This window comes from Sinomonas sp. B1-1 (assembly GCF_050474465.1).
Classification (GTDB): domain Bacteria; phylum Actinomycetota; class Actinomycetes; order Actinomycetales; family Micrococcaceae; genus Sinomonas; species Sinomonas flava.
The window spans coordinates 128779-141469 of record NZ_JBCHVF010000007.1; the positions used below are offsets into that span (position 1 = coordinate 128779).

At 68.5% G+C, this 12691-nt stretch carries 10 protein-coding genes and 1 tRNA gene; 6 read left to right on the forward strand and 5 right to left on the reverse strand.

What is annotated here, in order from left to right:
* Positions 1-42: 42 nt before the first annotated feature.
* Together ACQ5BE_RS11870 and ACQ5BE_RS11875 are read right to left on the reverse strand one after the other, a co-directional pair.
* Positions 43-813, reverse strand: a complete 771-nt coding sequence (locus ACQ5BE_RS11870) for a dienelactone hydrolase family protein (RefSeq protein WP_430297210.1) — start codon at positions 811-813, stop codon at positions 43-45.
* A gap of 4 nt (positions 814-817) precedes the next feature.
* The gene (locus ACQ5BE_RS11875) at positions 818-2533 is read right to left on the reverse strand and encodes a DHA2 family efflux MFS transporter permease subunit (RefSeq protein WP_430297211.1); all 1716 of its coding nucleotides are present in this window, start codon (positions 2531-2533) and stop codon (positions 818-820) included.
* A 276-nt stretch (positions 2534-2809) separates the two neighbouring features.
* On the opposite strand from ACQ5BE_RS11875, the gene ACQ5BE_RS11880 reads away from it, so the two are divergent.
* Positions 2810-3475, forward strand: coding sequence for an NAD-dependent epimerase/dehydratase family protein (locus tag ACQ5BE_RS11880; protein ID WP_430297212.1), 666 nt, complete (start codon positions 2810-2812; stop codon positions 3473-3475).
* Here ACQ5BE_RS11880 and ACQ5BE_RS11885 read toward each other — a convergent pair.
* The gene (locus ACQ5BE_RS11885; RefSeq protein ID WP_430297213.1) at positions 3433-6210 is read right to left on the reverse strand and encodes a transglycosylase SLT domain-containing protein; all 2778 of its coding nucleotides are present in this window, start codon (positions 6208-6210) and stop codon (positions 3433-3435) included. The genes ACQ5BE_RS11880 and ACQ5BE_RS11885 overlap by 43 nt on opposite strands.
* A gap of 194 nt (positions 6211-6404) precedes the next feature.
* On the opposite strand from ACQ5BE_RS11885, the gene ACQ5BE_RS11890 reads away from it, so the two are divergent.
* Entirely contained in the window at positions 6405-7649 is a 1245-nt protein-coding gene (locus ACQ5BE_RS11890; RefSeq protein ID WP_430297214.1) for a helix-turn-helix domain-containing protein, read from the forward strand.
* 587 nt (positions 7650-8236) lie between these two features.
* Here the strand turns inward: ACQ5BE_RS11890 and ACQ5BE_RS11895 are convergent.
* Positions 8237-9244, reverse strand: coding sequence for a hypothetical protein (locus ACQ5BE_RS11895; protein WP_430297215.1), 1008 nt, complete (start codon positions 9242-9244; stop codon positions 8237-8239).
* Complete coding sequence (locus ACQ5BE_RS11900; protein ID WP_430297216.1) at positions 9241-9747, reverse strand: hypothetical protein; 507 nt, start codon at positions 9745-9747, stop codon at positions 9241-9243. Before ACQ5BE_RS11900 ends, ACQ5BE_RS11895 begins: the two co-directional genes overlap by 4 nt.
* Before the next feature lie 169 nt (positions 9748-9916).
* Between ACQ5BE_RS11900 and ACQ5BE_RS11905 the strand changes: the two genes are divergently transcribed.
* The 4 genes from ACQ5BE_RS11905 to ACQ5BE_RS11920 all read left to right on the forward strand — a co-directional run bounded on the left by ACQ5BE_RS11905 (position 9917) and on the right by ACQ5BE_RS11920 (position 12179).
* A complete protein-coding gene (locus ACQ5BE_RS11905) occupies positions 9917-10345 on the forward strand; it encodes a hypothetical protein (protein ID WP_430297217.1) in 429 nt (142 codons plus the stop codon).
* Between the two features lie 90 nt (positions 10346-10435).
* A tRNA-Thr gene (locus tag ACQ5BE_RS11910) sits at positions 10436-10509 on the forward strand.
* A gap of 729 nt (positions 10510-11238) precedes the next feature.
* Positions 11239-11781, forward strand: a complete 543-nt coding sequence (locus tag ACQ5BE_RS11915) for a zinc finger domain-containing protein (RefSeq protein WP_430297252.1) — start codon at positions 11239-11241, stop codon at positions 11779-11781.
* A gap of 143 nt (positions 11782-11924) precedes the next feature.
* On the forward strand, positions 11925-12179 hold the full coding sequence (locus ACQ5BE_RS11920) for a hypothetical protein (protein ID WP_430297218.1): 255 nt from the start codon (positions 11925-11927) through the stop codon (positions 12177-12179).
* The last annotated feature ends 512 nt before the right edge of the window (positions 12180-12691 follow it).

The following is a 12691-nucleotide window of genomic DNA, read 5'->3' on the forward strand; positions in this document are numbered from 1 at the left end:
GAGGTCACCTCCGGGGGAACGCGCGCTTCTCAAGCAGGTCCATCATAGGCCCGATGAGCCTTTGAGGGTCGTGTCGAGGAGCTCGCGCAGCTCGCGGAAGTGCCGCTCGGCGGCCGCCTCGTGGTAGGCAGACGTGTCCGCCATCGTGTATCCGTGGGCGGCGCCGGAGTAGATCACGTTCGACGCCGTCAGGCCGGCTTCCGCGAGCGCCGCACCGAGGCGTGCCACGGCCTCGGGACCCATGCTCCTGTCGTGGTCGGCATGGCCGAACACGAAGCGCGCCCTCGCCTGCCGCAGGCCCAGATGCGGGCTGTCCGGCTCGTCCGTCGCAAGCCCTCCGCCGTGGAACCCGCCGCAGGCGGCAACCGCCTCGGGGTGGGCCGCTGCCGTGCGCAGGGCAAGGCGCGCACCCATGCAGTACCCGGTCGTCCCGATCGGTCCCCGGGCGAGCCCGGGGAGTCCACGGAGGGCCGCGATCCAGGCCTCGATATCGGGCAGGGCCTTGGATGGAGTGAGACTGCGGACCCGCGGGAATGCGGCCTTCCCTGCCGCCTCGCGCCCTTCAGGCGTGGTCATGTCGGTCTGCGGCGCGAGGTCCGCCGCAGCGCCCTCGCGGTAGAAGACGTTCGGGGCCAGGACCACGTACCCCCAGTCCGCAATGCGCTGGGCCATCTCCTCGATGCGCGGGCGGAGGCCGAACGCGTCCATGTAGAGGATGACGCCGGGAAACAGGCCCTCCCCGGACGACGGACGTGCGACGATGGCTTCCGCGGTGCCATCCGGAGCAGGAATCGTGATCAGTTCAGTCGACACGGCGTCAGGATACCGGCGGCTGCTGGGCCCCGGCCCGGGCAGGTTCTGCCAGTCCCTCGTCCGGGGGGCCGCCCTGCAGGCGCCGTCCGCCAGCGCCTCCGCTGAGGGAGAGTGTGGCGAGGAGACCCACTGCAAGGAATCCGGCGGCCGACCACGCCGCCAGCCGCGTCCCCTCGGAGAACGCCACCCGCGAATCAGAGGCTGCCTGCGCGGTGGCGGGTGACCCGGCGAGACTTGCGATGGCGCCCCCGGAGCTGTCGACGACGGCGGCGACGATGGAGTCGCGCTGGTCCGCCGGCACTCCCCGCGCATCGAGCGAGCTGCCCAGGACCCCGGCGGCGGACGTGAAGAGGACCGTCCCGAGGACGGCAATGCCCAGGGCGGAACCGATCTGCCGCGACGTGCTCTGGGTTCCGGATGCCTGCCCGCTCAGCGTCACCGGGACGTCCTTGAGCACGACGCCGGTCAGCTGCGCTGTCGCGAGTCCCACGCCGAACCCATAGACGAACAGGAAAGGGACGAGGAGGCCCCACGTCGTGTCGGGCCCGATGACAATGCCGAGGCCGGCAACCCCGGCGATCTCGGCCGCTAGGCCTACCCGGACCACGACCACAGCCGAGGCGCGGTGCCCGACTGCGCCGGCAAGACCACTGGCCGCGAAGGAGCCGATCGCGAGCGCGAGAAGGATCAGCCCGGTCTCCAGGGCGCTGAACCCGAGGACGTTCTGGAGCCAGATGGGGAGCACGAGGATGATGCCGAACTCGCCAAGCGAGACGATGAGCGCCGCGATATTGCCGTTGCGGAACGCTGGTATGCGCAGGAGCTCAACGGAGAACATGCTGGCCTTGCCGTGGCGATCGCGTCGGATGGCCCAGAAGGCGCAGGCGAGGGCTGCAATGACCGCGAGTCCCAGGACGTAGGGGATCGGAGAGATCCCACCCGGCCACTCCCAGGATCCGACGCGCGGGCGGTGCTCTACGGCCCACCACCCATAGGTGCGTCCCTCGATGAGGGCGAAGACCAAGGAAGCCGACGCGACGACTGACAGCACCGCCCCTACCGGATCGAGACGACGACGGGTTCCGTCTCTGGACTCGGCGACTGCGGCAAGGGCTCCGACCACGATGACCGCGGCGATCGGGATGTTGATCCCGAACGCCCAACGCCACGAGAAGGATGTAGTCAACCAGCCACCGAGCAGTGGACCGACGGCGGACATTCCTCCGATTGTCGAGCCCCACACCGCGAAGGCGATTCCACGCTCCGGTCCCCTGAACCCCGCATTGATCAGCGAGAGGGTGGACGGCAGCACCATGGCCCCGCCCACACCCTGGACAAGGCGCGAGGCGACGAGGACGCTGCCGTCCGGTGCCAGCGCCGCCACGACCGAGGAGAGCGCGAACACGACGACGCCGGTCAGGAGCAGCCGCCGTCGGCCATACCGGTCCCCGAGCGTGCCGAAGACAAGCAGGAGCGCCGCGAAGACGAGCGTGTAGGACTCCTGGACCCACTGCACTCCCGTCGAGTCGATGCCGAGGTCCTGGACGATGGAGGGAATAGCGACGTTGACGATCGTCGAGTCCACGATGATGAGCGCGACGGCGAGGCTGATCACCACGAGCCCGATCCACCGACGTCGCTCCTCGATGTCGGGAGATGAGGCGGCGTTCCCCGCCGCCTGCGCAGCCGGCCCGCGGGACGGGCGAGACGGACCGTTCATGCCAGAGCCTCCAGGGAGAGCAGGATTTTTCGATGATCTTACTTCTCGGTTTTCGAGAGATCAACGCTTCGCCTCCTCCGGGTTCCCTGACTGCCCCTACCGTGCGTCTGGTTGCCCTCGCTGCGGTGGGGAAAGGAGCTCCCAGGGCACCGTCTTCCGAAGGAGCAGGCATGCGCGTCGCCGTCGTCTGGGCGACAGGAAACGTGGGAACGGCACTGCTACGGACCCTCTCCGCGCACGGAGGCCACGAGCTCGTCGGGGTGGGCCGCCGGGACGGTGGCCCCGCGGTCGGCGCTCGCGGGGTGCGATGCCGTCGTCCATCTCGCCTGGGTGATCCAGCCGAACCACCGCGAAGAGGAGCTCCGCCGGGTCAATGTGGACGGGAGCGCCCGGGTGTTCGACGCCGCGGCGCAGGCGGGCGTCAAGCACCTCGCCTATGCCTCGTCGGTGGGCGCGTACAGCCCGGGGCCGAAGGATCGCCGAGTCGACGAATCGTGGCCGACCGGCGGACTCCACACCTCGCACTACAGCCGGCAGAAGGCCGACGTCGAGCGCATTCTGGACCGCTTCGAGGCGGACCACCCGGAGATCGCGGTGGCCCGGCTCCGTTCCGGCCTGACCTTCCAGTCGGGGCAGGCATCTTCCTCGGGCGGTTCATCCTCGGGCGGTTCATCCCCCAGCAGGTGGCCCGGGCGCGGGTGCCCGTCCTGCTCGACCCGCAGACGCTGCCTCCCGCGCGCAGACCGAGCTCGGCTGGCGGCCGCGGCGGAGCTCCCAGGAAGCAGTGTCGGCCGTCCTCGGGGGCATGCAGCAGGCGTCCGGGGTCCAGGCATCCGCGGCGCTGCGTCCCGGAGACCAGGGCGCCACGAGCTGAGCCCGGGGGAACAGGCGGCCGGAGCTCAGACGAACTTCGCCATGCGGGCCTTGACCTGTGCGACATAGGTCTTGGTGTCCTCGTACATGCCTCGGGTCTGCACCGAGCCGAGGCCCTGGTAGTAGCCGGCGATCGCCTGGTCGAGGCTGGACGCGTTCGAGCGGAGCCAGCGGAGCAGGGCCACGCCGGCGGCGATGTTGTCCGCCGTCTTCGTCAGGTCGAGGTTCGGCCGGCCGGTGAGGCTGGCGAGCCAGTCCCTGTTGGCGGGCATGATCTGCATGACTCCCACCGCCCCGACGGGTGAGGTGACGTTCTGGCGGAAGCCCGACTCCTGCTCGGCCACAGCAAGCGCGAGCGCGGGATCGACCCCCATCTGCGAGGCGGTCTGGCGGACCATCGACTGGATCTGGGCGGGAGACTCCGTCGCGGTCGGAGTCGGCGCAGCGATGATCGTGCCCGTGCTTCCGCCTGCCCGGAGCGAATCGACGACGGATACGCCGGAACCTGGGCGCCATTCGATGCGACCGCCTTCGAAGTCCTGGGCCACACCACCCGTGATGGCGTACTCGTCGCTCGTGGGGTAGCCGAGAGTGCCGCCCTCATAGCCGAGTCCCGCCCATGCCTGGCGGATGGCTCCGCCCGACTCGTGCGCCCCCGTCTTCGGCGACCAGATGATCGCGCCCCCCTGGTACATCTGGTACACGCCGCCGTCGCGCAGGCCCCGGATCTCGTCGGTGGTGGGGTATCCGAGGTAGCCGTTCTCGAAGCCGCGCCGCTGCCACGCCGCGCGGATGCCGCCGCTCGACTCATGCGCTCCGGTCGTGGGCGACCACATGATCAGACCGCCTTGGTAGGCCTGGTAGGAACCGCCGTTGCGCAGGCCCCTGACCTCGTCCGTGGTGGGGTAGCCGAACGTGCCGTTCTCCAGCCCGAACCGCAGCCACGCTGCCCGGATCGCACCAGCGGACTCGTGTGCGCCGGTCTGCGGGGACCAGACGATGGCACCGCCCTGGTACATCTGGTACACACCGCCGTCGCGCAGGCCCCTGACCTCGTCCGTCGTGGGGTACCCGAGGTAGCCGTTCTCGGAGCCCTGCCGCTGCCACGCGGTACGGATTCCCCCGCCGGACTCGCGAGCCCCCGTGGTGGACGACCAGACAATCACGCCGCCCTGGTAGGCCTGGTAGGAGCCTCCGTTGCGCAGGCCCCGGATCTCGTCGGTGACGGGGTACCCGAGCTTGCCGTTCTCGAGCCCGAACCTCAGCCATGCCGCCCGGATCGCACCCCCGGATTCGAACGCTCCGGTGAGGGGATTCCAGACGATCGCGCCCCCTTCGTACATCTGGTACACGCCGCCGTCGCGCAGGCCCCGGATCTCGTCCGTAGTGGGGTACCCGAGGTAGCCGTTCTCGAAGCCCTGCCGCTGCCAGGCGCTCCGGATCGCGCCTGTCGAGACGCGCGCTCCCGTGACCGCCGTCCAGACCACGGCACCCCTCTGGTACATGCGGTAGAAGCCGCCGCTGCGGATGGCGCCGAAGTCGCCATAGGCAGGACCGAGACCGGCCTGGGCGGCCTTCGCGTCGATGAGCGACGCGACGGCGGCTGGCGGCGCGTTCTTCGCGACGACGGTGACGGTTGCCGTCGCGCCGACGGCGTCGACCGTGACCCTGGCCCCGCCGGCGGTGGTGAAGGTCTGGCCGGGCTGCCAGGCCAGATCCGTGGCGTAGTAGCCGGCGAACGGGCGGGTGCTCGGAGGGATGAGCAGCGACTCCGTCTCGTCCAGACTGCCCTTGATGATCTCTACACCGCGGTTGCCGCCGAGGGCGGTGGGCGCGTCGTACCCGGTCGGGGCCTTGAACTGCAGGTAGTACCACTCACCGGTCGCGGGGTCCCGGAACTTCACGGCCCTCCTGGGGCCCGTGCCCGCCCACGGCGTGAGTACATAGCTCGTGGGGGACCCCGGCGTGCCGATGTCCAGGACTTCGTCCCCGCGTCCGAATCCGCCGTACTCGAAGAGGTAGGAATTCAGGTGCGGCTGGCTCCACTGCGACACGCCCATCAGGTCAGTGCGGTCGCCGTACTCGCGGGTGCTGCAGGCGCTGTCGCTGAAGCGCCCGATGGACCGTGTCGAGTCCGCTGCCCCGTTGGTGCACTGGAGGGTATTGGCGTGCCCGAGCCCGAGGACATGCCCCATCTCATGGGCCGTCACCGGAGCCGTGAAGTTGGACTGCCTCGGGATGAGGATGCGGCCGCTCGTCTGCCCCGACTCCCATCCCGCGCCGAGGTTCCCTCCCGCGCCGTACACGACGACGTCGTCGCGCGGAATCGCCAGCATCAGGACGTTGGCCGTCCCCGGGGTCCATCCGATCTCCCGTGCAACCGTGTCCATGATGACGGTGAAGTCGTCTCCGGAGGCGGCGGAGGTCCGCTGCCCTGTCAGGACGCGGTCGAGCCGCAGCCCGATCCTGCCGGCCGACATCGACGACCAGTACGCACTGGCCGACTGGATCGCGGTGCGGTAGGCCGCCACATCCAGTGATGCGGCATCCGCAGCGGTTTTGTCCCGCGTCTGCAGCGTCACCAGGGTGACGCTGATCTGGGCCGTGCGCTGGGGGTAGGCGGCGGCCAGCACGGACGGCGCCGAGCCCTGTGCGGAAGCCGCGGCCGGGGCAGCGTTCGCCGTCGCACCCTGCTGGACGGCGGCGAGCGCCACTGCCACGGCAACGGCTGCCGCCGCCCTGGGCGGGGCAGCCGCGGGCCGCTTCGTGCGCTCGGCGCGGTGCTTGGGGGTGCGACGGCGCATGGATGTCCTCCGGTGGGGCGAATTCTCGCCCGAGATCAGTGAAAGGCGGACATGTAAACGCCCCTACCTCCAGAGGATCTTTTACATGTAAAAGGGATGATATACATGTTCCCGAACAGGCGTCGCCGGAGTCACCCGTGGAAAAGGGCGAATCCGCGCCACAAGCCCTGTACCAGCGTGTGGAGGAGTTGACCATGGGTGTCCGATTCGGCGCTCGCCTGCAGTCGAAGCGAATGGAGAGAGGCCTGTCGCAGGCCGAACTCGGCAGGAACCTCTGCTCCGCGGTCTATATCTCGATGCTCGAGTCCGGCCTTCGTGAACCGACTCCCGGCGTCCTCGCCGAATTGGCAGACCGCCTGAAAGTCGCCCCCAGCGACCTCGACCCACTCCAAGAGGCTCGTGCCCACGACGCCGAATTCGTCCTCGCTGAGCTCAGTGCCCGCGACGCGTGGGACGGGAGGGACTACGCCCGGTCAGCGTCGCATGCTGAGGCGGCGGCCCAGCTGGCCCTGGCGAGCGGCCACCACAGCGACTGGTGGAACATGACTTACATGCAGGCCGAGTGCGCCCTCAAGCAGGGAGACCTCGCCGAGTGCCAGCGACTCGCCGATCAGCTCCTCGGACACCCGATCGTCGCAGAGTCCCCTTCTCTGGCTGGCCGGGCACAGCAGCTCCTTGCTGCCTCGTGCCACGGCCTCGGCCAGCTGGATGCCGCGGTGCAGCGGGCCCGGGAAGCCGTCGCGCTGGCCGAACGGTACGCGCACTCGTCGACGACCCACGTCAGCGCCCTGAATGTCCTGGTCGCCGCGCTGGCGGACCGCGGGCACCTCGATGAGGCGTGGGAGCACTGCCGGCACCTCGCCTCGCTCGTCGACGGCACCTCGCCCCAGCTCGCGGGCCAGGTCGAGTGGGCGATCGGCAATGTCGCGTTCATGCGCAGCGACTGCGAAGAGGGAGTCGACCGTCACGAGCGCGCCGCGGCGCTCCTCTCACCCGCCCAGGACCTGGGGCTCTGGGCCCAGTTCAACAAGGCCACCGCCGCCGCGCGGCTCGCAGCGGGGCGCGTCGAGTCCGCTACCCTCGCCGCCCTTGAACGGGCGGAGATGTCCCTCGAGATCGTTGGCGGCAGCCGGCGCGACCATCTCGACGTCGCGCTCATCCGCGCCCAGTGGCTCTACCTCTCGGGAGACCCCGCTGCTGCCGCGGAGCGGCTCGAGGCCCTTGCACCGGAGGCCCTCGACCTCGGGCCATACCCCGCAGGGGAAGTCGCGCTCCTCTACGGGCGCACGCTCGGGACCCTCCGGCGCACCTCCGACGCGCTCGAACAGCTCGACGCCGCGCGGCAGAACTTCGCCGACGCCGGGGCATGGAACAGGGTCAACGAATGCATCAGCGCGGCAGTCGAAACACGCACCTCGTTCCGCACGTCATCTGGATGAGTCGGACTGCCCCTGGCTCCCCTGGCTCTGGCTCCCCTGGCCCGGCAACGGCTTTCCATTCGGCGCCCGGCCCACGCCCTCGTTGTCGGGCCTCGTCGCTTCCTCGGTGCTCCGGTCGTCCCGCCCAGAGGCAGGTGGCGCCGACTTGCCGGCGGAATCCCCATCCTGGGCCCGCGGCTCCGGGCGAGCCGTCGGCCCGGCACCCTCCCGGGAGGTGAGCCCCTGGTCGACGTCGGACTTCTCGTGGCTCCGTTCGTCGCGCGACGATCCGGGACGAGCGGCCGCGCCGTCGGCATGGCCCGACGGCGGGGCCGCCGGCTGAGAGCAACCGGGGCCGCACGCCCACCACGGCAGCTGGGCTGCCGGCGAGTCCCCCTCAGGCGTGGGGGCCATGTGGCCGTTTCCGGCATCCTCAGCCGCGCTCGTCGCCGGCGGGGCAGAAGGCGCGCCCTCTTGAGGCGGCCACAGCTGCTCGAGCTGCTTCAGGGGCGGATTGACCACGGCCTGAAGAGCTGACACCCCCGTGAACGTCAGGGTGGCCGTGACGCACACGTACCCGAGAATCCGGAGTCCGCTCCTGCGCGGCGTCATCCCGCAGCCCTGACCGGCGACGCATACAGCATCGACTCTGCCTGCCACAGCGCACCGCGCTCACGGTCGGTGAAGAGCCGTCCGCCCGAAAGCACTTCGCAGTCGATGAGCTCCACGACGGCCCGATGCAGGTATGCCCTCGGTTCCCCCGAGAACACTCCGTGGGCCGGCGTCAGGCTGCTGTGGACCACCACTTCTGGATACGCCGCCGTGGTGCGACGCCACACACGGACGAGCCTGAGGAGCTGGAGACGGTGACGAAGACCCAAAGGGGCAAGGTGGCGGAGCAGTGCCGGGAGGGTCAGCCCGAGTGCCATCAGCAGCATCGAGGTCCCGCCGAGGACGAGGCTCAGCGAATCCAGAGGGACGGCGCCGAGCTCGGGTCGGCCGAGCATGATGAGGACTCCCCTGGCTTCCAGCACAGCCTGGGATCCGATGCGCAGCACGCTGCCTGCGCCCACGCAGGCGAAGCCCATGCGGAAGGCCGTGGACGCCATGTCGGGCACGTGTCGGAGGCACGCGCGCAGGACGGAGAGCGAGGCGAGCGCCAAGAAGCCGTTCAGCACGGTCCCGCAGACAAAGGCTCCGACATCCGATTCCTTGGCGACCCTGGTCAGGAGCGCCTCGCCGGCTCCTGGGTTGCCCGGCGCAACGAGCCACATGCAGAGGAAGGAGCCGAGGTACATCGCGGCGGCGACCCAGGTGAGGAGAATCGCGCGCTGGACTTCGTCCTGGACGTCCGTCTCGGGGACGACTGCTCTCAGGACGGACAGGCGGATGGCGCCGAAGGCCGCGATCATGAGCAGCCCCCCCAGAAGGGCGGCGATCCCGCGCACGTCCACCGCGGCGTCCACTGCCGTTGCGATCGGCGCGACGTCCAGGACCGAGGCGACTGCCGCGAAGACTGCGACGAAGAAGACGCAGTCTCCCCGCCTCACGAGTGTGGGCAGGCGGAGCAGAGCCAGGAGGCCCAGAGCCGCTGCAGCCGCAACGTGCACCGTCATCCGAACACTTCTGAGAACTTGAGCGGTTCCCCTCCGGACGGCGCACGCGAGGCGCTCAGGCCTTTCGCGAGCAGATCGGCGAGCACCTCCGCGGCGAGCTCAATTCGGCTCCGCTCGCGGCAGCGGGCGAGCGCGCCTTGGATCAAAGCCGCCGGGAGATCGGGAAGAAGGGAATTCTGAGCCATGGAACCTGTTTCCTGAAGATCGTGTCCCAGAATCATGTGGGCGAGCTCGTGCAGAATTATCTGTTCCCGATAAAGCTCGGAATCGGTGTCCACGTGGAGGATCAACTCGATGTCCCGCATGGACAGCCACAGAGCACTGACCTCACCTTTGCCGAGACTCGGAACAGCCCTGATATCGAGCCGGGTGCCGCGGAACCGGGCCACCGAATCCACCAGCTCTTGGAAGCCGAAGGCAGAACCGAGGCGGAGTCGGGAAACAGCCTCGGAGGCTTCCCTCCGGACAGGACCGAGGCCATCACGCAGGAGGCGCCTCCTCACGGCGCCATTCCGCCGGGCAAATTCTCTCGCATGAGACCAAGACTAACCTCCGCCCGCACTCACCGCAGACGCGGTCATTCGCCTCCTCAGCGGGGCCTGATTCGCCTGGGGCGGGAAAGGCGGGTAAAGCGAGAAATCGTTATGATAATCAAGACCGAGGAGGTACCACATGCCTGAACCGCTACCGCCCTCCGCGGCGGCACTTGCCCAGCGGCTCAACACCCTGCTGGACATCGCTGCCGCCGAGCGCGGAGGCGAGCGGCCGCAGTTCCCGGAGATCAAGCGTGGAGTCGAAGAACGCGGGGCCCAAGTCTCGAGGCAGCGGTGGCACTACATGCGTGCTGGCACCGGCCCCCTGACGACCGACACCAAGCTCCTTCACGCCCTGGCCGACATGTTCGGCGTGCCGATCACGTACCTCACGGACCCAGAGCCGGAGATCCCGGACCGGGTGGGAGCCCAGCTCGAGCTGCTCCGCGCGATGCGTGAGGCAGAGGTGAAGTCCTTCGCTGCCCGCACCCTGACCTCCGACCTCTCCGTGGAGACCCTGCTCGAGATCAGGGACATCATCGACCGCACCCTCCGCGAGCACCGCTGACTCTGCGCATCAGCCCAATTCCCGACAGGGACACGTGAGGCGCTAGTCTGGTTTGGTGCACGCCTCAGGCACAGCCTGCGCGGTCGCCGCGCCCCCTTAGCTCAGTTGGCCAGAGCATCTGTCTTGTAAACAGAGGGTCGCCGGTTCGAATCCGGCAGGGGGCTCGTAACAGAAGGCCCCGCCTTCCCTGATATTCCGGGGAAGGCGGGGCCTTCCCCGTGGAAGTGCCAGTCATGGTTGACAGGCACTCGATGTCGTGCATTCCGCTGGAATCCGGTCGATTCCGGGCAGTTTGGGCAGTTTTTGGGCAGTCGTCAAGGAGCCCACAGGCCCGCGTCGCTGACGTGACCTGCCATCAGGCAGCCCCTAGTCAGAGCCACGGACCCCACTCGGTCGCTGTTGCCTCCCATATGCACACCATGCTTGGTCCTAAATATGCAACTTGACATTTGACTGGCGTTGCTGTATCGGCCTCTCTACAATCCGTAACCATGACGGAGTCGGAAGAGGTTGTCGGCCGGGCAGGAGGCCCGGCCCCGCTTGAGGAGCCGCTGGAGTCCGGCCTCGATGCGGCCCTCGATGCATTGGATGACGTCCTCGCAGCGCTTCGAACTGCTCGCCGTGTGCTCAAGGCCACGAGGGCCCTCCGCCTTGACACAGAGGCTGAGGACCTCTGTCCTCTGGCTTCCGATGTGGGCCGGATACGGGATTCCGTGACTAAGACTGGAGAGGCGATCGCGGCGGGCTACCCTATTGCGCGAAGCTTCCAGCATAAGGACCTGCCGTGGTACGAAGCAGTCTCGGGGCCGCAGCTTTCGCCAAGGGAGTTCTGGGCTTTGGCGAGGCGTGTTGGCGACGTTCTTCCAAGTGAGTTGGTCATCTACGCCGAGGTCATGCGCAAGGAGTACCCGTCTTGGGCGTTAGAACAGGAAGAGCGTGCTGAGGAATTTGCGAACGGGGCTGATGCGCGGGTCCGTGAGCTGAAGCGTCGTCAGCATGTAGGCGCCCTTCTGCTGGAGGATGTCGAGAGTAGGCCATGTCCAAAATGCGACGCCGGGGAAGGGCAGGCCTGCATCACACGCAGGGGCAACCCGGGAGGCCCGCACATCGTCAGGAAGAAGCTGTCGCCCTTCCAGAAGAACTTCGAGAGAGAGCTTTCGGAGCTGCAGCGGTCTGAGGTGGCCGGGTGGTTCCGTCCCTCACGCGGCGGGTGCGAAACTGACCGACAGCGGCTCGCGAGGTTCATCGCCAGGGCGGCCAGCTCTTTGGCTCCTCCGGATTTCGATGAGGCAGAAGCTCGGGGCCCACGCGGTCATGCGGTGCAGCCTGATTCGCTTGGCCGCCCTGTGCGCGTCTCAGAATCTCACCCTCCGCCCGGCGCCCGGCCCAAGAGATCGCCTGCGCCTGCGAGCCCACCCGATGGGCCGGGCCAGTAGAGAGGCGTTCCTGGCAGCCGCCACGCCGTGACCGTTACCCAAATGTGACATTCGCTCGATCGTGCCGCACAATCTGAACTGCCGGGGCATAACGGGGTCGAGCGCCCCCGAGGGAAGGCGCTCAAGAAAGGTCCAGGCTCACCATGCCGACCATCATCGAGATACTGTCGAGCCTGCCCGATTGGGGCGGGGTTACCGGACTGGCTTCCGTAGGCTTCTTCGTCTTACGCAAGCCCCTCCAGGAGTCGTTGCGTGACCCGCTCGCAGCGGTCTCCCTGCTCGCTTGCCTCTGCTGTCTGTGGGCCGCTTGGATGATCTTCAAAGGCGACCCGGATACGTTCCGTGAGCTTGCTCTGGACAGGCTCAAGAAGCACCTCACGGGGAGGCCTCCCGCGTAGTTAGCTACGTTCACAGGTAGCTTGGGCAATGACCACGAGCCGAGCCTGGAGCCTGACTGAAGCCGCGGAGCAGACCGGCGCGCAGCGCAGAGGCCTGGCGATTCCCGCTCAAGGACTTGCTGGCGAACGGCCTGCGTCCTGTTGACCCTGCCCACAGTGAGCAGGTGAGCGCGCTTACTGAGGATGGCCAGCCCTCCAAGCTCGCTGGGCTTGAGCAGAGGGTGGGCGAGGTGGAGGGGCTGGCTAGCCGTTGAGCGGGAGCCGAGCGCTGCTCTGGAGCGGCTGGCACGTGCAGCTGAGGCCGCCCCAGCTAACCTTCGAATGGCCCTTTCGGATGCTTGAGGGTGGGCGGGCTGAGCAGCGTACTGAGCCCGCTCCTGAGCACGCCCCCTGACCAGCCCGTGAGCGCCCCTTGAGCGTCGCTGAGCAACCCACTTGCGCAGGGCTGTGAGCGCCCCGAGTGGCCCTTACGCGGCCTCCTTGGGCGTTTCAGGGATCGGCTTCGGTAGGCC

Bases quoted from the DNA above. Each gene is read 5' to 3' on its own strand.
- ACQ5BE_RS11875 (WP_430297211.1), bottom strand. From the start codon at position 2,533: ATGAACGGTCCGTCTCGCCCGTCCCGCGGGCCGGCTGCGCAGGCGGCG.
- ACQ5BE_RS11885 (WP_430297213.1), bottom strand. From the start codon at position 6,210: ATGCGCCGTCGCACCCCCAAGCACCGCGCCGAGCGCACGAAGCGGCCC.
- ACQ5BE_RS11890 (WP_430297214.1), top strand. From the start codon at position 6,405: ATGGGTGTCCGATTCGGCGCTCGCCTGCAGTCGAAGCGAATGGAGAGA.
- ACQ5BE_RS11895 (WP_430297215.1), bottom strand. From the start codon at position 9,244: ATGACGGTGCACGTTGCGGCTGCAGCGGCTCTGGGCCTCCTGGCTCTG.
- ACQ5BE_RS11905 (WP_430297217.1), top strand. From the start codon at position 9,917: ATGCCTGAACCGCTACCGCCCTCCGCGGCGGCACTTGCCCAGCGGCTC.
- ACQ5BE_RS11915 (WP_430297252.1), top strand. From the start codon at position 11,239: ATGCGCAAGGAGTACCCGTCTTGGGCGTTAGAACAGGAAGAGCGTGCT.
- ACQ5BE_RS11920 (WP_430297218.1), top strand. From the start codon at position 11,925: ATGCCGACCATCATCGAGATACTGTCGAGCCTGCCCGATTGGGGCGGG.